We start from the raw sequence: 20,105 nt of genomic DNA on the forward strand, positions 1-20,105 counted from the left end.
GTGGAAGAAAAATCCCGGCGTGCTTATCGAACAGGCCCTTTCCCAAAAGTCGGGTACCTCTATCTAAAACAGCCATGTTATCCGAAAGAAGGACTTCCTTAAGGTCTTTGACCAGAGGCAGTCCTTCTTTGATCACTTCATTTGTTTTGAAACGCTGCCAGGCGGGTGCCAGCGCCGGCGTTAGCCTTGGCGGGCCCGTTGCCGGCGGCGATGCCGGCGAGCAGCGCAGCTTCGCCTTCGGCAGCGGCAAGGGCGGCTACAGCTCGCAGGGCGCCAGCCCAACCGGTTTTGACCGCAACGCCGGGTACGGCGCGGGCAAAACCGGCAAAGGCCGGCGCAAGAAAACGTCCGGCAGCGGTGTTTTCATTGGCGAAGGGCCAACGCCCGGACCGGGCGCCGGGGGCGGACGTAAGCGCAAAGCCAAAGGCGCGAACGGCACGGCCGCTTTTGTGCGGAAGAAGAAAAAGTAAGGGACGGGGGACCTGTGGCGGAAGTTTTGCCTGGTTGTCGAAAGCTTCCCAATGCTTGCCCCGCCTTGCTTTTAGCGGTTTCTGTTGATACAATGGACTTCTGGTGGGGTTGCTTTGATGAAAGGCATCTGCCGGAAGTCTTTTTGCTTGTTTTGGCAGTTATTTTTAAGGGATAAGGAGTGATCCTATGGGTAAGAAGAGTGACGGGAAGGTTCTGGCCCAGAACAAAAAAGCTTCCCATGATTACTTCATCGAGGATACGTACGAAGCCGGGATGGTGCTGACCGGAACGGAGATCAAATCGCTGCGCAACGGACGGGCGAACATCGGGGATTCTTTTGCCACGATTCGTAACGGCGAGATTCATATCCATAACATGCATATCAGCCCTTTCGAACAGGGGAATCGCTATAATCCGACCGACCCGACGCGGGCGCGGAAGCTACTGCTGCATAAAGCGCAGATTAACAAGCTGCTCGGCCTGTCCAAGCAAGAGGCTATGCCATTGTGCCGCTGAAGATATATGTCCGTAACGGCTATGCGAAGCTGCTGCTCGGCTTGGGTAAAGGTAAGAAGCAGTACGACAAACGCGCCGATGCCGCAAAGCGGGATGCTCAGCGCGATATACAGCGTGCGCTGCGCGAGAAGCAGAAGGTTGCGAGATAAGTTTGGTTCGTGTTTTGGTAAGTCGCGCCTTTCGGATAAAAGCAAGACTTCTATTCTCCAGGCGTCTTTTGCCCTACGGCTGAGATTTAGTCATAAAATGTTGGCATGATGTTTAAGACACGATCATATCGTATAAACATAATACGCGGCGGTGGCAGCTTTTAGCTGCTCTCCCTGTGAAATGTATATCATTTTGATGTAAAATGTGATATACTATTTGATGTAAGAGATCGTTAAGATCATTGAAAACAAGCGTTAAGCTTCGTCATTCTTTCTTGGAGGGAAAGGATGCGGAATAGATCGATCTGCTTAGGCTTGATCGTCTTCAGATCTAATCCGGAAGCCCTTTTTGGCGGAAGGTCCCGTTCAAGCGAACGATGGCATTTCACCATATTAAGGGGGCGTTTTTGGATTCGACGGGGATAGTTCGGGCATGAGTAGCGGGTAGTGGGGACGCGTCCGCTTCATCAACGCTAAAGCCAATTAAATGGCAAACAACAAAACAACTACGCTTTCGCAGCTTAATAACCTGTGAGCGTGCTCTCGCTCTGTATCGCCCATGTGCCGGGATGAGGGCTCAACTTTAGTGGGATACGCTGTCACATCTCCGCCTGGGGTGTGCTGAAGAAGACAATCAGGCTGACCTGAAGGGAATCCGGTGACAGGGAGTTCCTAGGGTGACATCAAATCTGTCACTACACCCGTAGAAGCTTGTGTTGTCGTTATCTTCGGACAGGGGTTCGACTCCCCTCGCCTCCATAACTAATGTCAGAAAAGCGACCTTAATCGGTCGCTTTTTTGCTTATTTGGATTCACAATAATTGGATGTTCTTAGAGGATGTTGACAGGTAATGTCGAAATGAATTCAAGGAGGCGGAATTTATTCTATATTAAGTGAGGAATGCTTGGATGGATGATTTTATTTTTGAAGAACAACTTAAATACATACCGAATTTAGTAATTCGAGAATATCTTGCCGAGGTAATATCGTGCTATAATATGGGCTTTTATAGATCCGTTATTGTATCTTTACATAATGTTGTTCTGTGTGATCTAATCTATAAACTGAGAACTTTAAGTGAAGTTTATGAGGATCAGAAAGCTCAAGACATTCTTACTGAGTTAGGGGATAGCCAGTCCAATATTGAGGAAAAGTATTCTGATTGGGAGAAGAAACTGATTGATGGTGTAAGGCAAACAAAATTAATAGATGAACAGGAAGCCGACTTAATCAAAAGACTGAGAGAGGATAGACATCATTGTGCTCATCCGGCGTTAAAGGATATGACATTGTTTATCCCTAATAAAGATCAGACAAGAGCACATATTAGAAATATGTTTGAAACCATTTTTCTAAAGGAAACTATACTTGCGAAAGAAATAATCAAGCCAATATTAGAGGATATTAAAAGACATTTTAATGAAGTTGGGAGTAATAACTTAGAGAGATTCACTCAGCATTTAATTACTAGATATTACGCCAAACTAAACAGGAAAGCGGAAAGAGAATTATTTAAAACGTTATGGAAATTCGCATTTCAAAAATATGGTGAGGAATACGATGAAAATAGGCTTGGTTGTTATTATGCACTAGTAGCTTTGGTTAAGAGAGATGAGTATAGATTTTTAGGTTATCTGAAGGAAGCACCTCTTGAATATTCTAATATAAAAATAAATGATAAAGATGCATTCATAGAAACAGGATTTAATGAATATAAGAAGCTTCAGCAGGTCGATTTGACATTAGTTTTATCTCCTCAAGCCCTATTAATTTATTTTTTGAGTGAATTCGGTTCGTTTTACAGTGAAATGAAGGAACATGTTGATACCGTAATTAAACATGAAGCAGATTATACGTTTACTATTTATGAAGAATAGTTTTGCAGAACATTTGAATTCTATCATGCAATACCGCAAAGATGTATCCAATGAAATTAGGAACTCTAATTTTTATCACTATTACAAGCAAGACACTTCCATTACAATGGAGCAGATTACTTATCTATTACATGAAGCAGAGGGACGAAACTCCACGCAATCACTAATTGAATTTGCCCTTCAATGGTTAAAAGAGAGTTCGAGTTATGATTCCACCCCTTATGTCTTTCAAACTGTAATTTTTCCGTTATTTGATAAGTTCAATCAGGAAAACGTATTGAAGCTTATTGATATTATGGATAATAATAGTCAGATTTATGGCGGAACTAAACATAGGCATCTCTATATACCAGTAGTAAGAGCTAAAGCAACAGAAATATTAGGTGATAACTTCCACGTTGCTGAACACAGATGTTTACAATGATGAAGGTAAGAATTCGGTTAAGGGAGCTTGAGTATCGCCAAAATGCTTGCATTCTTTGCAATCAATCTTATTTTATGGGTGACATCAAAACTGACTACACCCGTAGAAGCCTATGTTGCGTTATCTTCGGACAGGGGTTCAACTCCCCTCGCCTCCATACATACTTAAAAAAGCGACCGATCATGGTCCTTTTTTGCATTTTATGAGTTGGGAATCGTGCTGCAGTGAGCTTCAATGATCGCAGCCGTTTGTTGGCGGTCGAATTGATGATTAACCATATCCACTGTAAAATTCTCAGCTTTCTTTGTATCCATCTTGAAGTGCAGGCCATTATAGCGTAGGAAGACAACTAATGCTGTAAAAGCAGTCCGTTTGTTTGCGTTGTGGAAAGGATGGTTTTGGCCAAGGGATTCGAACAAAGCTGCGGCTTTCTCGAAAATAGTAGGATAAGCTTCTTCGCCAAAGGCAGAAGATTGGGGTCGATGGACAGCCGATTCGAGCAATCCAGGTTCTTTAACTCCAATATGTTCCCCCGGACTATATCGTTGTATCATGGCTACATTGATTGCTATTACTTCTTGGACGGATAAATAGCGGATGGATGTCATCTGTCTTTAAGTCCTCGAAGCGTTTGATCGTATTCTTCAATGACATCCGTCAAAGTATCCATAAAATCCGCACTTATTCCTTCAGGAAGGGAGACCTTTGTTGACTTCTTAATAATGATTTCTCCCGTGGCCGGACTAACATCAATGCTGACTGTGTCGCCTTGATCCAGTCCAATTTGCTTTAAAGCATCAGTCATGGTTATACCGAGGCTGTTGCCGAATTTGGTCACTTTTCTTTCCATCTCAACCATCCTGTTCATTAGATTTCCTCCTTATCATCTTATTCTATTGTTATAACAATTATACAGTTATAGAATCGAGATTTAAACTATAGAGTTGAAGATTAAACGATCTAGTGTAGGAAGATATGAAAGTGGAGATTTTATCTTTATGCCAGCGGGTATCAGGGCCTGCTTCATCAATAGCCCATGTGCCGGGATGAGGGCTCAACTTTAGTGGGATACGCTGCCTAGTCTCCGCCTGGGGCTAGCTGAAGAAGACAATCAGGCTGACCTGAAGGGAATCCGGTGACAGGGAGTTCCTAGGGTGACATCAAATCTGTCACTACACCCGTAGAAGCTTGTGTTGTCGTTATCTTCGGACAGGGGTTCGACTCCCCTCGCCTCCATCACGAAAAACACCATCCGCATGAGGATGGTGTTTTTGTTTTATATTAATACTATAGGCTAGAGCATGTCTTACAGATGGAGTGAAATCGATGAATCATAGTCATGATGGAGAGGATCGATTGATAACGGTGCTCAATATGGATGGTCAACAGCTAACCCCGTGTTTGCTCCATCGGGCCTGGCGGGAAGTTGAGCGATCGCGAGCTGTCTGGATTGATGAGCAGACGATCCAATTGCTTTATAATCCTTTCTTATTCCGGGGCTATCGAAAAGCTGCACTGAAACGAGATCATCACACTTGTTTATGGTGCGGGGGGCACGCCACGACAGTAGACCATATTATCCCCTCAAGCAAAGGCGGCTCGGATCTTCCCCACAACCTGATGGCTTCATGCAGCGAATGCAATACGAAACGTGGAAACCGTCCGGCATGGTCCTATCTCAAAGAAAACGCACGCGCTGTTCCGAATCTTATAAAGCTGTGCTGGCGTATCTTTATCGCTAATTACAGACATCGCCCAATGAAAAAAGGGGACACTTGAGTAAAGACCTAGAATTGTTGTTTCGACCGACCGAAGTCTATGCAGGAATCGTGGCAAAAAATTCACCTCCTCCTTTGGTAAAGTGATCGAGGTTCAATTGATGATCGCCTTGTTGAACACGATTCGATCTTTAGTTCAGGAGTTGCTTCAGTTTCGGACTTGATTAGCAATAATTCTCGAAGCTTGGAAGCACTCGTTATGAAGTTTAAAGACAAAATGAATAGAACGTGATTCATGCGGTACCTAAGTCACTTCCCGAAATAATCTTGCTGTGTTCGATTAAAAGTGTAAAATCCTTAGCTATAAGTTTGCAAAACAAGACGCCTCACTCAAAGAGCGTTAAATGCACGTTATGCTGAAGAAGGGCCTAGAGGTCCTTCTTTTTTTGCTTTCTTTTTTTTCTGACATTTGTCATATCCGGCTTGTGACAACCCACACTAATTGAATCTCGCGCTTTTTCAATATAATGAGGACAACAAGTAACGAAAAGAAATTAGCGGAGGTTAGTACAAAATGACAAAGGCGATTGAATGCATAAATCTAGTGAAGAAATTCGGCGACTACTGTGCCGTTGATCATATGAATCTATCATTTGAGAAAGGTCAAATAACAGCATTGCTCGGACCGAATGGTGCAGGCAAGACAACAACCATTTCCATGATACTCGGAATGATCAAACCAACATCAGGAGAAGTCAGGGTCTTGGGGATGCCGTCTGGAACAAAAGAATTACGGCAACGCGTTGGAGCGCTTTTGCAGGATGTTAAAGCAGCAGATGGACTTACGGTGAAAGAAGTGCTTCAATTGTTCCGCAGTTATTATCGTAATCCGATGTCGCTCGAGCGATTGTTAGACATTTCGGGTCTCCACACGGATCAGAAACGACGCGCATCCTCGCTGTCTGGAGGACAACGCCGTAGATTAGCTTTCGCCCAGAGTTTGGCGGGAAATCCCGAGCTTCTCCTGCTGGATGAACCAACCGTCGGAATGGATATCGAGGCCCGTGGCCGCTTTTGGGACACCATCCAAGCGCTGGCAAGTGACGGACGTACGGTGCTCTTAACTACACATCATTTAGATGAAGCTGATGCTGTCGCAGATCACATCGCAGTCATCGCTAGAGGACAGGTTGTTGCGGAAGGGACTCCAGAACGTTTAAAGGCTCAAACCGCACTTAGAACCGTTTCATTTCGAGCGGCGAACGCGCCAGCTGAGCAAGAATGGCTCACATTACCTGGTGTAGAAAAGGCAGAGTGCAACGGCGAGCGAATTCGTCTGCATGCTCAAGAGACCGATGTATTGTTATTTACACTGATGCAGTCTGAATGGGGAATTTCCGATATTGATATACAGTCTGCCAGTTTAGAAGATACATTCCGAAGTCTTACAGGCTCAAAATAAACAAACGATTCTACGATAAAAAACATTTTTAGGAGGAAAATAGCCATGTTACATATGTTTGTTGCCCAGACCAAAGCAGAAAGTATACGAATTATCCGCAGTCCATTTTTCTTACTCTTCTCCATTGCGATGCCGCTTGCTTTCTACTTTTTATTTGCGAGTATGAATGGGGTAGATAAATCGATTCAATCGACAACTTGGGGTGTCTTTTCATTGATGTCAATGACTGCATTCAGTTTGATTGGTACAGCAGTATCTCAATTCGGTATCCGTCTATCGTTCGAGCATCAAGACGGGTGGGTACGCTTGTTGAAGCTAACTCCACTATCTCCTGCAGTCTGGATTGGCAGCAAAATTGTATCGCAAATGGCTGTTCACTTGATCGTCATTGTAGTTATATTTTTATCTGCTGGCCTTGTTCATGATATACAATTGACAGCCGGGCAATGGATTTTATGCGGATTATGGTTATGGATCGGGAGCATATCTTTTCTGGCGCTTGGTGCCTTGTTAGGAACGCTTAAAAATGCGAATACCTCCGTTGCCATCGGAAATGTATTACAGATGGGGCTTGCCATTGTGGGGGGGCTATGGATGCCGCTTAGTACTTTGCCAAGTTGGATGGCTCGGTCGGGGAATGGCTTCCATCTCACCGTTACGCCAATGGGGCATGGAATATGATCGCCGGAAAAACTCCATCAAGTATTGATTTCATAATTTTGACAGGATGCGGTCTCTTCTTTATGCTACTATCAATCTATATTTATAATCGACGGGATGCGGTCTAATTGAATAGAGAGAAATGGCGTCTCTTTCCAAAATCGGAAGGAGTCGCCCCTTATTTTTTGTTAACAAATTTAATGATACCCATGTACTTTTTACTTTATGAACCATCAAGTATACAGTGGCTTGGCTTTGTTCTGTTAGGCATATTCGTTCTGTCGTTTCGACAATCCTACTTTTATGCAAAGTGGGCCACGCCAATATTGATGGTTCAGGTGGGTGTACTTTTAATTTTAGCAGCTGTATTTCACCCTATGTATACATTTATAGGTTTTATGATAGCTGCTCCGCTGAGCAAACAAAAGCTACCGATATTACTCTCTATAACGATCGTTTTTACTGTAGCTATGGGATTTATCGCTGTTCCTTACTTGGATCGGATGGGCAGCCTATTATGGATAGTGCTGGTGCCTATGTTTGGCATCTGTATTCTGCCATATATTATTCGAACTTCGACTCGATTTCAACAGAAGTCTGCGTTGTTGCGGGCAGAAACTGCTGAACGAATGGCACAGCAGGAGGAGCGCCAGCGGATCGCACGTGAATTACATGATACATTGGGGCATACGCTGTCATTAATCGCACTAAAAGGGGAGGTCGTTGAGAAACTGGTCAATCGCCATCCCGAGAGAGCGATAGAAGAGGCTCGTGAAATACGAGAAACGGCACGCGCAGCCTTGAAACAAATGCGAGAATTGGTTACGGAGATGAAAGTTACATATCTCGCTGACGAATATAAGCATGCTGTATCGTTATGTTCAGCTGCGGGCATACCGCTTTTTTTCCAATATCAATCGATTTCAGATCCTAGACCTTCTAATGTAGGGACGGAAGACGCTTTAGTGAACATTCCGCTTCCGTTAACACCCTTGCAGGAGACTATTTTGGCGATGTGTTTTCGCGAGACGATTACAAATGTGGTTCGACATAGCCGAGCAACAAAGTGCAACGTTCTTCTTGACATTCAGGAAGGGGAAGTTCGTGTATCGGTAAGTGATGACGGTATTGGGGCAGATATGGATCAATTCTATACTAGCGGTAATGGCCTCGCCGGATTGCGGCAACGGTTGGTTATGATCGATGGTCGTATGTCGCTGTCTTCGTCCCCAGGCAAGGGGACGGAAGTCACCTTACATATACCTAGGGTAATACGAAATGAAAAGGTAGGTAGTGCTTAGATGATTCGTATTGTTTTGGCAGAAGATCAAAAGTTATTAAGGGGAGCACTGGCAACTTTACTCTCGTTAGAAGATGATATTGAAGTCGTCGGTCAAGCTGAAAATGGGGAAGAAGTGATGTCCATGATTCAGCAATATGAACCCGATGTAGCTGTTCTGGATATTGAGATGCCGCTAAAAACGGGGTTAGATATTGCGGAATTAATTCAAAAAGATAAGTCAGCTTGTCGTGTCATCATCTTGACGACATTCGCGCGTCCTGGATATTTCCAGCGGGCTATGCAGGCAGGAGTTTATGGATATCTTCTCAAAGATACGGGCAGCGAGGAACTGGCTGATGCGATTCGTCGGGTCTATGATGGGAAACGTGTCATTAATTCAGAATTGTCGCTCGCGGTATGGGATGATCCATGTCCATTATCGCCTCGAGAACGTGAAGTCATGAAGTTGGCTGCCCAAGGCTTAGTTCTTCAAGATATTGGAGCACAGCTGTTTCTATCCTATGGAACGGTACGGAACTATATGTCAGAGGCGATTGGGAAGCTCGGGGCGAATACGCGGATCGAGGCAATAGATATCGCACGTAGCAAGGGATGGTTGGATTGAGGAGAACTCCGAGGTATGGAGGTAAGCGGAAGCGGGTCACCCCACTCAAGGGATGATGCAGCCAGCCCATAGAGAGCTTTAGAAGCTCTCTTTTTTATGATCCGCTACTTAGCATACCGTAACCTAATCAATACACTCCGGCGAATTGTGGTTTTACACAGCCACGGTTCGCCTCCATATGTAACATCAGAAAAAGCGACCGTTCATGGTCGCTTTTTTGTATCCTCGTATGATTAAATTACGCAATGCTTCTTAATCATTTCAGCTAATTCCTCAAATGTATGGCTATGTTAATGGTTATGACTTCTTCTACAGATAAGTAACCTGCCTCGTTCATCGATCTTTAAGGCTTTTTGAGCGTGTTCATCAACTATGCTGGACAGTGTGTTCATGAAGTCTTCGCTAATCCTATGGTGCAATGAGACTTTTGTTGATTTTTTAATAATGATTTCACCCGTTGCCTGGTTAACATCAATCAACATGATATCTCTTTGGCTTAAGCCGATGAATAAGGCGATGGACATGAAACGGAAAGTGACAATATTCGGAAACAGTCTTGGCATAACCATGTTTCGTATAGCACTGAAGATTATATAATATGGAATCGTCTTAGGTCTTGCGTACAAGCCCATGCAGTCTGAATAGAGAATGTATGGGCTATCTTTTTGAACGTGATCCGCAGGTTGATAGGAGTCATACATTGCATGTTAGGAAAGCGGAAAAATAAATTTCGCATAAATCATGTTGACATCTATAAACTACAAATGTAGTATTTATTTAACTACTAATGTAGTTTAAAAATTCCAAAATATAACTGAAAGGCATTGCGTTGAGGAGGCCGCGTATGTATCTACAGAGGATAAAAGGTTTATCGAAGATGAAATTAGTAGAGTAAATTAAGTAGATGAACGGGAGGATTTATTATGAACATAAAAAAAGCAATTATGGCATCCATGATCGTATCCAGTATGTTGGCTACATTGGCAGGTCCAATTCCTGTCGGAGCGGAGGCAGCACAAGAGCAGCAGCAAGAGCAGCAATCCGATAGTAAGAAGGTTCCCATCGATAAGAAGTTGGCTCCCAAGCTGCAAAAAGCGGTAAATGAACTTGCGGGGAAAGAGATTAAGCTTAAGGATGTCGGTGAACTTAACAATGGGCAGGTCACTCTTCTATCGGCAGACGAAAAATATGGTGTTCACTTTGATTCTAAAAGCGGAAAAATATGGAGCGTTTCCGTCAAGACGACAATCGACAAAGTTGACAAAAAATTTCAAAATAAAGCCTTAGAACAGTTAAAGAGCACCTATTCAAAGAAGAAATACGTATTTAACAAAGACGTTACACAGTCACGATCCTACGATAATAGCAAGGGCAAATTTGGAGATTATGTATCTTATGGGTTTAACGGGAAGGATTTTAGCGTTCAAGTAAATGCTAATATTTCAGAAGGCTATGCCACCGCCTTTGCGACGATCGATATTGACAAAAAAGAACTTGATCCGAAATTGCTGAAATCGGCAACGGAAGCGATCAAAACGGCGTTCGATCATCAATTTGACGTGACGAAGGCCACGATTGAGAGTCAGTGGAAAAATCATACGTGGGTGCTTCAGGACGACAAAGTGACGGTTTATATGGAGAACGGGAAAGCAATCAGCCTGATCAATGAACAAGGCAATAAGGTCACGACGAATAAAGAGATGACAGAAAAAGAAGCTAAAGAAGCGGTCGCCCCGCTCGCGAAGAAATTATACAATATCGACATTACGGGATATGAAGTAAAATGGGACAGCTTATTTAAAGATTACCGCTTCGTCGAAAAAGATGATGTTACAGCGGTGAGAGCCGCATTGGATGCCGAGAAAAATGTCGTGTACATAAAGTCCGGGAGCAGAGCGGCCGCAGGGAATTAAAAAACACAAATAGATGCAAGGACGTTTATCATGAATTTGAAAAAGGCTATCATAGCCGTATTCAAAGAAAAAATACACATTTGGTAAAGAAGTGGTCATGTTCATCTTCCGTTAGTGTAATGATACCGTTTTCTAATTGTCTTATTCCAATATTAACTATATTCTATTATTTATAGAAATGAAGTCTATGAATTTATATAGAAAAACTATGACGGAAAAGCAAGAAAGGAAGCGGCTTATGATTGCCATTTATGATTGGTTTGGTTATGAATTGCCGAATAAGGAACGTTTTCAGTTAATCAAAGAAGCTGGATTTGATGGTGTTTTATTATGGTGGAGTGATGGCTTTGGTCGTGACTGCTTTGGTCGGAACGATTACCGCAACGGGCCGAAAATTGCGCGAGAAGCGGGTCTTTTTATAGAAAATATCCATACGCCAGTCCATATCGAAAACAACCTCTGGCTTGACAATCTGGACGGTGAAGCCGCAGCTGAATGCTATTTGCAATGTGTTGCAGATTGCGCCGAATTTGAGATTCCGACAATGGTGGTGCACTTGCCGAACGAAGACAATCCATATAACACATTGGGACTGGATAGAATCAAGAGAATCACTGAAAAAGCCGAGCAGCTTGGTGTCAATGTTGCACTGGAGAATTTATGGAACTTTTCCAATTTGGCATATGTGCTGGAGCAAGTGGATTCCCTGCGTATCGGATTCTGTTACGACAGCGGACATCACTACCGCCATTATCCGGAGAAAGATTTATTATCTATGTATGGTTCTCGGCTGATGGCACTACACTTACATGATAATAACGGAAGTTATGCCCAACACGGGTTGCCCCTTGACGGCACGATAGATTGGTCTACAACCATGAAAAAAATTGCGGAAACGGGTTATTCAGGCGCGATTGCAATCGAGGCCATGAATTGGGATTATGAAAATTTATCGGCTAGAGAGTTTTTACATAAGGCGTTTGAGCAAGCAAAGAGGCTGGAAGCATCAAAACGGAAATAATCTGCAAAATCTTTGATATATGCAGGATACCGTAATTAGCAGCATCTTCGCCTTATTTCCCAAAGACGAATAATCCAAATGGCTTACATTATCGTAAGAGAATAAAATCGCTTTAAAATTATGCACTCTACATCAATCATGTAGAGTGCATAGTTCATTTATGCCCTTATTCATTAATATCCACCTTCATTTCAGACTGGTTTTCCACATTAACAGAGGTTGCCGAATCCTTGGAATTTTAAATGTATAGAAAACCTTATTGCAAACGTTATATACACACAATATTAGGTGCGCTTTACAATCCAATTGCAACATTAAATACAACATTACCGTGGGCAGGGATTAAAATATAATGAATCAGATTTGAATTCGTTCGGAGACGATGGATCGTTATTAAAGTAATATTTTGAAGAAAGATCATTGGCCTCCCCTCGCCTCTATTAATTACTTAAAGGCCATCAATCAGTTGTTCTGGTTGGTGGTTTTCCCATATTATTGTTATAATGGGGTGATTTTTAAAATTGTATAAAACGCAACTAAGATTAAAACCTAATCAACAGGCGATCAATAGTTTCCATCGGATGCTTATTGATTCGTTCATAAACTGGCGGACATGAAGCTTAATCTTATAGAACTTCTCAAAAGACGTTATTGACCACATCGGATTTGAGCCGCAGCCAAAGTCCTTCGACTGGATTCAGGTTTGAACCATACGGTGGCAGAAAGACCAAGTGCAGGGACGGATGTTTCTTCAGAAAGGGCTGCAAGCCGGTGGCATGATGAATCCGACTGTTATCTTAAATCATGGCGATTTTTCCATTCGGGTACGCGGACAGAGGATCTCGAGGAAGCGAATAAAGGCGTCCACATCAGCCTTTTCTTTTTCACGATGATGCACCGTTTTTGCGGGAACTAACGGGGCAGGGAAAAGCACGCTTAGTTTACAGATGAGGGAATGGATCGAAGAGGTAAAGTATTATTTGCATAGAACAATCGGCTTCAGAAAAAATAGAGAGGTATTGTCATGGATTATAAAAAATTAAAGATTCCTGTTATTATGATTTCTTTGCCAATCATTTTTTTTGACGTTTTATTGCCTGTGTATACAAAAGAGTTGGGATTTACTACGTTTCAATTTACGATCTTAATTTCGGTGTTCTCCATATTTCAATTGATCATGAGACTTGTTCTTGGTAAGGTCTCGGATAAATACAGTCGGCGCTCCATATTTATAAGCTCTTTATTGTGTTTTTGCATAGCGTACTTTGTGTATGCGGTTGCGACTGAATTACCGACTCTGCTTCTCGCCAGAGTGATACATGGTATGGCAAGTATTCTACTTACAATATCCCTATACGGAATGATCACAGATACAAAAAGTGGGTTTGCACAAAAGTTGGGGGGATTTGGCAGCAACCGAAATTTAGGCGGTCTTATTGGTGTTGGATTATGTTTTTATATTCTATACAGATACGAACTCCTAAACGGATGGACAATATTATTTATGGTTTGTGGAGCAGTTGCCGCGTTGGCATTTGTTTATACTTTGGCCACATCCCGAGCATCTGAGCAGCAACGTATGATAGATCTGCCTAAATTTATTTTATCTCCAGAAAAGCGCAAAATCTGGTTCGTTAATATGCTGCTCTGTTTGTTTTTCAGTATGATTGGTGTGTTATTAATACCCTATTTACAGGCAGGATTTGATGCGGACATCGAAGAAATCGCAATTACTTTTTTGTTGCCCATGCTTGTCTCTTCTTTCTCAGGTTCCTTTTTGGGCAAAATTGGAGATCGTGCAGGTTATCGTAAGGCTATTACTATTTCAATCGTTATCTCCTGCATCACCATTTCGACCGTTGTATTTTCCCCTAGGCTAAGTATTTTTGCTGTACTTTGGACCATTTTTATCATTTCCCATTTTACATCTTCTCTTTCTCTTGATGCCATGTTTTTTAGGGGGATTTCAGAAGAACATATTGGGGATGCCTCCGGCAAATATTCCATCGGCTCATATCTTGGGGGGATTATAGGACCTGCATTGGGTGGTTTTGTGTTTGATACATATGGCCCTACTGTTCCTTATATTATATTTGCAGTAAGTATGGCTCTGCTCGTTCCACTCCTGTTAACTATGCTCCCAAAAGACGAACCGGATCATCCAGTGGTTACGATAGAGAACCGGACTCATTTCCATAAATGAGCTTAAAGCGAAGATATTATTGAAGAAAACTACCTTTTCCAGTAAATCGCTAAGGCCTAATTCGTGCATGAGTAGCATTGGCGGCTGAGGACATTCGCTGGCGATACGGTCAGTCTCTACAAAATCTCAAGCCTGCTCTAGCTTCCCGACTGGTCGGCAGATGTAATTTTAAAACACGATGGTCAATAAAATCCTCCCGTCGTTTTGGAGGTTTTAACTGAGATAGAGAAGACAATCAAGCTGACCCTGACAAAAGCCGATGACAGGGGCAGTTTATGTGCACAAGTAAGTATAATAACTGAAATTGGCTGGTGAATCGGAATGAGCGAAAAATTCTGGTTAGTGGTACAGTATCCTCTGAAAAGTGCAAAAGGCAGCCAACGCGACCACTGGTTAAGAGAAAAGGTAATGGAATATTTGGAGATATCTCTAGCAGATGCTGATTTAGGCTATGTTGACGGCTTTGATATGGGGAAATGCATATCCGATCCGAAACAATATGCTCTTAATATATTTTGTGTCATCACGGAAGAGGAACGGAGTATAGCCTTGGTAAAAAGAGTGTTAAGAGAGAGCAGGCTTGATTATACCCGTATAAAAATTGCTACCATGCCCTATGGAAAAGAAGAAACCTATACTCTGAAGTATGCCTATAAAAAGGGTGTTACGGATTTTTCACTATAGTTTATATTGTGTTTAAAGGTCGTTCGGCGAGTTTAAAAAGTGTCTTTGCTTCAATAAGTTCATCTGAGCAGGACAGTCCCTAGTCTAAAGTCTAGGTTCAGACACTCCCTAAGACGGTTATGTCAGCCAGTTAAGGCGGATATAATGGATTTATAACTCGGAGCGTGACTTATGAAGCCATAAGGGGTGTTTGAATATGAAGGCAACAGAAGCGACTGCAACGGCGCGGGCAGGCAAGGTGAATTGGGCGCTTTTTAATCCAAAAACCTATGCAACGATCCTCTATTTCTTGCTATCTCTCCCGTTAGGGATTATTTATTTTACAGTAGCGGTAACGGGACTTGCACTATCCATCGGTTTGACTCCAATATTTATCGGAATACCGCTGTTTTTTGGAGTAGCCAAGCTGTTGAATGGGATTGTGAATTTTGAACAAAGCATGATTAGACAAATTTTAGGTTTACCTACTCCTTCTGTATCGTATACCTACAATCAGCAATCTGAATCTGGGGAGAACTGGTTGAAGCGAATGGTGAGAGGCTTTGATGGTGGGCTATTCATTCGAAATCTGCTGCTTGTATTCCTAAGATTTGTAACAGGCATTGTATTCGTTGTTATTATGGTAACAGCGATTTCACTAGGACTTGGATTAATTGCTCTTCCTGTCGTGCATATCATTTTGATGAACGAAATGCAGCTTGATATTTTAGAGAATAGCTTGTTTAGTTATTTTCATATAGATTGGACCTATAATCAGCAATATCTGCTGTACGTAGGCGTTGGTCTTATCCTTTTCTGGATCGCGCTGCGCGTCGTGAATGGGCTCATGCAAATTCAGCGTAGAATTATGTATGTGGATGAGCCATATCAGCAGCCGTCAGTGCCGCCAATGGAAGCACCCATCCATGCGCCCGTTCAGCCGCAATATTACGAGTACCAAGAGGATCACCCCACTCAAGGGATGATGCAGCCAGCCCATAGAGAGCTTTAGAAGCTCTCTTTTTTAATACCTTTTCGGAGTCCTCCATGCTGATATTAGCTGGATGGGATAAATATAAGATAAGAAAAATGACTACAGAATTTTCTGTAGTCATTTTTCAGGCTGTCGAAAAAGTCTCGACAGCTATTTTTTATATTATTTATTTCAACACGACACCGCGTTAATATTATATAATATAAGCAATAAAACAAGATCGGATGGTGTCTTACAATGCTGCGTTCAAACTGGGAAAAACAACAGGCTTATGAACTTGTATCCATTGAAGATTTGGTCCCCCAAGATCATTTGCTTCGTAAAATAGATAAGCATATCGACTTTTCCTTTATTGATGAGAAGGTTCGCCCTCTTTATTGCACGGACAATGGGCGTCCTGCCATCGATCCTGTAGTGTTGTTCAAGATGATTTTTCTCGGTTATTTTTACGGCATCCGTTCAGAACGTCAGTTGGAACGTGAAATTCAGACAAATTTGGCTTACCGTTGGTTTTTAGGACTAGGCCTGACAGACAAAGTCCCCGACCATTCAACCATTAGCTGGAACCGTCGTACTCGCTTTAAAGACACGAATATTTTCCAGGACATTTTCGATGAAATTGTGCTTCAGGCCATTGAGCATCGGATGGTCGGTGGGCGCGTTTTAATTTCAGATTCTACCCATGTTAAGGCCAATGCGAACAAGCATAGATATACCAAAGAACAGGTTCTACAGAACACTCGAGATTACGTGGATGAGCTGAATGCAGCCGTTGAATCAGACCGGAAGGGACATGGAAAAAAGCTTTAAAACCTAGAGAGGACGTGGTGGAAGAAAAAGAGGGTTAAAGTGAGCACAACCGATCCAGATAGCGGTTATATGATTCGAGATGGCAAACCGGAAGGATTCTTTTATTTGGATCATCGTACGGTTGATCTGAAGTACAATATGGTTACCGATGTACATATTACCCCAGGGAATGTGCATGATTCGGTGCCGTATTTGTCACGTTTAGATCGCCAGCAGGAACGATTTGGCTTTAAAGTTGAAGCGGTTGCTCTGGATTCGGGTTATTTAACTTCGCCTATCTGCAGAGGGTTGCAGAATCGAAACATTTTTGCCGTCATTGCCCACCGGCGATTTCGACCGACCCAAGGCTTATTCCCGAAATGGAAGTTTACCTATGATACGGAACGGAATATTTACATTTGCCCGGCTAACCAAGAGTTGACCTACCGAACTACCAATCGTCAAGGATACAGGCAGTATGCTTCCGATTCGCAGCGCTGCAAGAACTGCCCTATGTTAAATGAATGTACAAGGTCCCGGAACCACCAGAAGGTGGTAACCCGGCATGTCTGGGAGGACAGCAAGGAATGGGTCCGGGGCAACCGGCTTAGCCGATCCGGCAAATATTTATACCGAAAACGAAAAGAAACGATTGAGCGAAGCTTCGCGGACGCCAAAGAGCTCCATGGGTTTCGCTATTGTCGTTTGCGCGGTTTACAGAACGTCAGGGAACAAGCCCTGATGACAGCGGCCGTGCAGAACATGAAGAAGATGGCGATACATCTGGATCGCCTGGAAAAACGGGGCTAGTCCCTCGTTCTTCCTCAAATCCACAGCAGGCAAACAAGAGAAACCCTGTGACCTTTGAAAAAGGACAGGGTTTCTCGACAATCTGAAAAATGACTACAGAATTTTCTGTAGTCATTTTTTATGAAATCAGAATATTAAGGAATGACTTTCCAAACGTCTGCACTTCCTGGAGTTTCACCTAGCGTCCACCATTTCGCTTCATAGTTTACACCGTTATAGCTTACTTTGCTGCCACCAACATAAACCGTGGATGCATCCCAGGCTGGGTATGTGACAGGTGCGTTAGGTGTAGTTACATTGACTATATTGCTAGCAGCGGATACATTACCAGCGGCATCAACAGCCTTTACAGTAAAGGAGTAAGCCGTATTTGGCGACAGCCCCGTAACCGTGTATTCAAGCGTTGAACCCGAAACCGTAGCGACTAATGTCGAGCCTTGGAACACTTGATAGCCTGTTACACCCACATTGTCCGTTGAAGCATTCCACATTAAAGGAACTGAAGTAGATGTAGTTGTACCCATCACATGCAAGCTTGTAGGGACTGAAGGAGCCTGCGTATCAGGACCTTCTACAGCTTGTGTGGTGAAAGATGCAGCATTGCTGGCCGGTGATACGTTCCCAGCAGCATCTACGGCTTTAACGGTAATGGTATAGGTTGTATTAGGTGTTAAACCTGTTAGATTGTAATTCAATGCACTTGTGGAAGCGATTTGGGTTGAACCGTTAAAAATACGATAATTCGTAACGCCGACATTATCTGTAGCAGCATTCCAAGAAATGGTTGCACTAGTGGTTGCAACATTGGAAGCTGTTACTCCTGTAGGAGCAGTTGGCGCTGTTGTATCTGGATTTCCACCACCGGTGAAGTTCACATCGATCACGTTATAGAATGCATTTCCTGTGTCCGCAATTTCCCAAACAGCGAGAATGACTTGATATCCCGTTCTGCTCGGTACGTTACAAGTGTCGGAATAGGTATTTGACGGCATGCCCTTATACGGTACATTACAGAAAGGAGTTAAGTCGAAGGATGCACGAGTTAATGGTGCATTCGGGTCCCAATCCTGCTTGGTAATATAATATTTCCAGCTAGCTGTTGCATGAGGTACTTTTAACTTCCAGTCAAAAGTCGTTGGTCCAGGTGAAATGTTTACTTTTGTCCAACGCGTTGCGGATTGCTGATCAAGCGGAGCGAACAAGCCGTTAGCACTTGCAATTTTACCATCGGCTGGACCTGCTGCCGGGAATCCTTTGGCTGCTTCTAAGCTATACGGTTCATAAATAATAAGTCCACAATTCGTATTGATTCCTCTTGCACATAAATCCGCACGGCTGGAAGGATTACTTACATATCCGTGAGCGGATGCTTTGGACTCGAATAAGAACAGAGCCATAAAAGCGAGCGTCATCAATAGACCGCCGGCCAAAACTTTCTTAATGAGTCCAGAATTAGGCAAACTTAGGGTTGGCATCAAAAAAACCCTCCTCTTTTCGATAAACTATGCACGAAGAACCAAACGCTCATTCGCACCTTGATTGCATAACGGCGTTCTTCCTCACCTCCTTCCAGGTCAATATGTATGCTCAATAAGTAAACATAAATAACTAATGTTTTTGGTAATCATCTACACTAAACGAATCACATTTTGGATCAATTATGGAATTAAAAGGAATTTAACGCCATTTTATATTAGACTTCTATGCACTGCAATGGTTATGAGAACTATTATAAGAGAGCGCCTAAAAATGTCGGTCGATAACCTGACAAGATTGTTGTTGGAAGTTGAGTGGAAAGCGATAAATTTTGAGTAGAGGCCTACGCTAAGAGCCAATCCTAGGAATAGGATTCTGAAGATAAGAAAGCGATTCGAAGCCCCTGATGTAGACATGTTGTCCATTGGGGGTATTGTTAAGAGAGATGTCTGTTCATCCGTGAAAGTACGTCAGTGGGCGTTTAACGGGAGGGACATCGAAATCGGATGGGTTGTTTTAAAGTTACTTGTCAAAGCGAGTGAGGACATGAAGGTTTCAATCGATCAGATCGGCAAAGGGATGCTGAGGATGTATGCTACGATGATATACCACTACCGGTGAAGAAATAATCAGTAAAAAGACCCTTTAGCAGGGCCTTTTTTATAGATATAGAATTTATAAGTTATCAGCGGAGCTGATGGAATTCTATATCGCAAGAAAAACTTCCGCTAAATGCGGTCTGTCTTCTGTGAAGTACGTCGATAGACGTTTTTCTTATTGAAACACGTTGTAAAGAATACGGCGTTTAATGATAGTTGCCGGATTCATTTTCCGTGTATTTGCCATTGCTGTCATGCAGCGCTTGTTTCCGGCGATCATTGCGGGCCTGCTGTTGTTGCTGGGCCTCATGGCTGTTCACGGGTGCCGCATCCAGCTCTTTCACCGTGTTGGTCAGGTTCTTGTCCGGTTGGTTCGGGCTCAATTGAAAGGTCCTCCTTGTTTACTGGAATAGGTTGTGAATTTTATTATACGCTGGCTGCTGTGTGGCTAT

The 20,105-nt window shown here is 42.9% G+C and carries 19 protein-coding genes, 1 other RNA gene and 2 pseudogenes; 17 read left to right on the forward strand and 5 right to left on the reverse strand.

Features of this window, described 5'->3' with window-relative positions:
- Positions 1-107 precede the first annotated feature (107 nt).
- The 6 genes and pseudogenes from XI25_RS30460 to XI25_RS30475 all read left to right on the forward strand — a co-directional run bounded on the left by XI25_RS30460 (position 108) and on the right by XI25_RS30475 (position 3,438).
- Entirely contained in the window at positions 108-470 is a 363-nt protein-coding gene (locus XI25_RS30460) for a hypothetical protein (protein ID WP_152669262.1), read from the forward strand.
- A gap of 14 nt (positions 471-484) precedes the next feature.
- Positions 485-646 (forward strand): hypothetical protein, encoded by a 162-nt coding sequence (locus XI25_RS33585; RefSeq protein ID WP_160308973.1) that lies wholly within the window; start codon positions 485-487, stop codon positions 644-646.
- A gap of 11 nt (positions 647-657) precedes the next feature.
- Positions 658-1,136 (forward strand): annotated as a pseudogene (gene smpB / locus XI25_RS30465) (SsrA-binding protein SmpB).
- A gap of 397 nt (positions 1,137-1,533) precedes the next feature.
- Positions 1,534-1,898, forward strand: a transfer-messenger RNA (tmRNA) gene (gene ssrA / locus XI25_RS32650).
- Between the two features lie 147 nt (positions 1,899-2,045).
- Positions 2,046-3,014 carry a hypothetical protein gene (locus XI25_RS30470; protein ID WP_152669263.1) on the forward strand — a complete coding sequence of 323 codons (969 nt, stop codon included), beginning with the start codon at positions 2,046-2,048 and terminating at the stop codon, positions 3,012-3,014.
- 106 nt (positions 3,015-3,120) lie between these two features.
- The gene (locus XI25_RS30475) at positions 3,121-3,438 is read left to right on the forward strand and encodes a hypothetical protein (RefSeq protein ID WP_152669264.1); all 318 of its coding nucleotides are present in this window, start codon (positions 3,121-3,123) and stop codon (positions 3,436-3,438) included.
- A 200-nt stretch (positions 3,439-3,638) separates the two neighbouring features.
- On the opposite strand, the gene XI25_RS30480 is transcribed toward XI25_RS30475, so the two are convergent.
- Positions 3,639-4,046 (reverse strand): type II toxin-antitoxin system death-on-curing family toxin, encoded by a 408-nt coding sequence (locus XI25_RS30480; protein WP_046681586.1) that lies wholly within the window; start codon positions 4,044-4,046, stop codon positions 3,639-3,641.
- Positions 4,043-4,306 carry an AbrB/MazE/SpoVT family DNA-binding domain-containing protein gene (locus XI25_RS30485; RefSeq protein WP_046681587.1) on the reverse strand — a complete coding sequence of 88 codons (264 nt, stop codon included), beginning with the start codon at positions 4,304-4,306 and terminating at the stop codon, positions 4,043-4,045. Before XI25_RS30485 ends, XI25_RS30480 begins: the two co-directional genes overlap by 4 nt.
- Before the next feature lie 458 nt (positions 4,307-4,764).
- On the opposite strand from XI25_RS30485, the gene XI25_RS30490 reads away from it, so the two are divergent.
- The 7 genes from XI25_RS30490 to XI25_RS30525 all read left to right on the forward strand — a co-directional run bounded on the left by XI25_RS30490 (position 4,765) and on the right by XI25_RS30525 (position 12,119).
- The gene (locus XI25_RS30490) at positions 4,765-5,217 is read left to right on the forward strand and encodes an HNH endonuclease (RefSeq protein ID WP_046681588.1); all 453 of its coding nucleotides are present in this window, start codon (positions 4,765-4,767) and stop codon (positions 5,215-5,217) included.
- Positions 5,218-5,730: 513 nt separating this feature from the next.
- Positions 5,731-6,618 carry an ABC transporter ATP-binding protein gene (locus XI25_RS30495; RefSeq protein ID WP_046681589.1) on the forward strand — a complete coding sequence of 296 codons (888 nt, stop codon included), beginning with the start codon at positions 5,731-5,733 and terminating at the stop codon, positions 6,616-6,618.
- Between the two features lie 45 nt (positions 6,619-6,663).
- Positions 6,664-7,299: an ABC transporter permease gene (locus tag XI25_RS30500; protein ID WP_235440521.1), complete on the forward strand. Its 636-nt coding sequence runs from the start codon at positions 6,664-6,666 to the stop codon at positions 7,297-7,299.
- A 107-nt stretch (positions 7,300-7,406) separates the two neighbouring features.
- Positions 7,407-8,579, forward strand: coding sequence for a sensor histidine kinase (locus XI25_RS30505; protein ID WP_046681590.1), 1,173 nt, complete (start codon positions 7,407-7,409; stop codon positions 8,577-8,579).
- Positions 8,580-9,185: a response regulator transcription factor gene (locus tag XI25_RS30510; protein WP_046681591.1), complete on the forward strand. Its 606-nt coding sequence runs from the start codon at positions 8,580-8,582 to the stop codon at positions 9,183-9,185.
- Between the two features lie 923 nt (positions 9,186-10,108).
- Positions 10,109-11,098, forward strand: a complete 990-nt coding sequence (locus XI25_RS30520) for a hypothetical protein (protein ID WP_046681593.1) — start codon at positions 10,109-10,111, stop codon at positions 11,096-11,098.
- Positions 11,099-11,336: 238 nt separating this feature from the next.
- On the forward strand, positions 11,337-12,119 hold the full coding sequence (locus XI25_RS30525; RefSeq protein ID WP_046681594.1) for a sugar phosphate isomerase/epimerase family protein: 783 nt from the start codon (positions 11,337-11,339) through the stop codon (positions 12,117-12,119).
- 638 nt (positions 12,120-12,757) lie between these two features.
- Here the strand turns inward: XI25_RS30525 and XI25_RS37140 are convergent.
- Positions 12,758-12,904, reverse strand: a complete 147-nt coding sequence (locus XI25_RS37140) for a transposase (RefSeq protein WP_082112555.1) — start codon at positions 12,902-12,904, stop codon at positions 12,758-12,760.
- A gap of 239 nt (positions 12,905-13,143) precedes the next feature.
- On the opposite strand from XI25_RS37140, the gene XI25_RS30530 reads away from it, so the two are divergent.
- The 4 genes and pseudogenes from XI25_RS30530 (at position 13,144) to XI25_RS32660 (ending at position 17,578) form a co-directional block, all read left to right on the forward strand.
- Positions 13,144-14,322 carry an MFS transporter gene (locus tag XI25_RS30530; protein ID WP_046681595.1) on the forward strand — a complete coding sequence of 393 codons (1,179 nt, stop codon included), beginning with the start codon at positions 13,144-13,146 and terminating at the stop codon, positions 14,320-14,322.
- A gap of 321 nt (positions 14,323-14,643) precedes the next feature.
- Positions 14,644-15,006, forward strand: coding sequence for a hypothetical protein (locus XI25_RS30535; protein WP_046681596.1), 363 nt, complete (start codon positions 14,644-14,646; stop codon positions 15,004-15,006).
- Positions 15,007-15,202: 196 nt separating this feature from the next.
- On the forward strand, positions 15,203-15,997 hold the full coding sequence (locus XI25_RS30540) for a sensor domain-containing protein (protein WP_046681597.1): 795 nt from the start codon (positions 15,203-15,205) through the stop codon (positions 15,995-15,997).
- Positions 15,998-16,216: 219 nt separating this feature from the next.
- Positions 16,217-17,578: pseudogene (locus tag XI25_RS32660) on the forward strand (IS1182 family transposase).
- A 134-nt stretch (positions 17,579-17,712) separates the two neighbouring features.
- Here XI25_RS32660 and XI25_RS30555 read toward each other — a convergent pair.
- Both XI25_RS30555 and XI25_RS33870 read right to left on the reverse strand, forming a co-directional pair.
- Positions 17,713-19,053 (reverse strand): lytic polysaccharide monooxygenase, encoded by a 1,341-nt coding sequence (locus tag XI25_RS30555; RefSeq protein WP_046681599.1) that lies wholly within the window; start codon positions 19,051-19,053, stop codon positions 17,713-17,715.
- A gap of 806 nt (positions 19,054-19,859) precedes the next feature.
- Positions 19,860-20,036, reverse strand: coding sequence for a hypothetical protein (locus XI25_RS33870; protein WP_200901505.1), 177 nt, complete (start codon positions 20,034-20,036; stop codon positions 19,860-19,862).
- Positions 20,037-20,105: the final 69 nt, after the last annotated feature.

The sequence above is a fragment of the Paenibacillus sp. DMB20 genome (assembly GCF_000987955.1).
In the GTDB taxonomy this organism is placed as follows: Bacteria; Bacillota; Bacilli; order Paenibacillales; family Paenibacillaceae; genus Paenibacillus_AQ.

Excerpts from the sequence above, each read along its gene's own strand:
- XI25_RS30470 (WP_152669263.1), top strand. The coding sequence starts at position 2,046 with ATGGATGATTTTATTTTTGAAGAACAACTTAAATACATACCGAATTTA.
- XI25_RS30475 (WP_152669264.1), top strand. The coding sequence starts at position 3,121 with ATGGAGCAGATTACTTATCTATTACATGAAGCAGAGGGACGAAACTCC.
- XI25_RS30480 (WP_046681586.1), bottom strand. The coding sequence starts at position 4,046 with ATGACATCCATCCGCTATTTATCCGTCCAAGAAGTAATAGCAATCAAT.
- XI25_RS30485 (WP_046681587.1), bottom strand. The coding sequence starts at position 4,306 with ATGAACAGGATGGTTGAGATGGAAAGAAAAGTGACCAAATTCGGCAAC.
- XI25_RS30490 (WP_046681588.1), top strand. The coding sequence starts at position 4,765 with ATGAATCATAGTCATGATGGAGAGGATCGATTGATAACGGTGCTCAAT.
- XI25_RS30495 (WP_046681589.1), top strand. The coding sequence starts at position 5,731 with ATGACAAAGGCGATTGAATGCATAAATCTAGTGAAGAAATTCGGCGAC.
- XI25_RS30500 (WP_235440521.1), top strand. The coding sequence starts at position 6,664 with ATGTTACATATGTTTGTTGCCCAGACCAAAGCAGAAAGTATACGAATT.
- XI25_RS30510 (WP_046681591.1), top strand. The coding sequence starts at position 8,580 with ATGATTCGTATTGTTTTGGCAGAAGATCAAAAGTTATTAAGGGGAGCA.
- XI25_RS30520 (WP_046681593.1), top strand. The coding sequence starts at position 10,109 with ATGAACATAAAAAAAGCAATTATGGCATCCATGATCGTATCCAGTATG.
- XI25_RS30525 (WP_046681594.1), top strand. The coding sequence starts at position 11,337 with ATGATTGCCATTTATGATTGGTTTGGTTATGAATTGCCGAATAAGGAA.
- XI25_RS30530 (WP_046681595.1), top strand. The coding sequence starts at position 13,144 with ATGGATTATAAAAAATTAAAGATTCCTGTTATTATGATTTCTTTGCCA.
- XI25_RS30535 (WP_046681596.1), top strand. The coding sequence starts at position 14,644 with ATGAGCGAAAAATTCTGGTTAGTGGTACAGTATCCTCTGAAAAGTGCA.
- XI25_RS30540 (WP_046681597.1), top strand. The coding sequence starts at position 15,203 with ATGAAGGCAACAGAAGCGACTGCAACGGCGCGGGCAGGCAAGGTGAAT.
- XI25_RS30555 (WP_046681599.1), bottom strand. The coding sequence starts at position 19,053 with ATGCCAACCCTAAGTTTGCCTAATTCTGGACTCATTAAGAAAGTTTTG.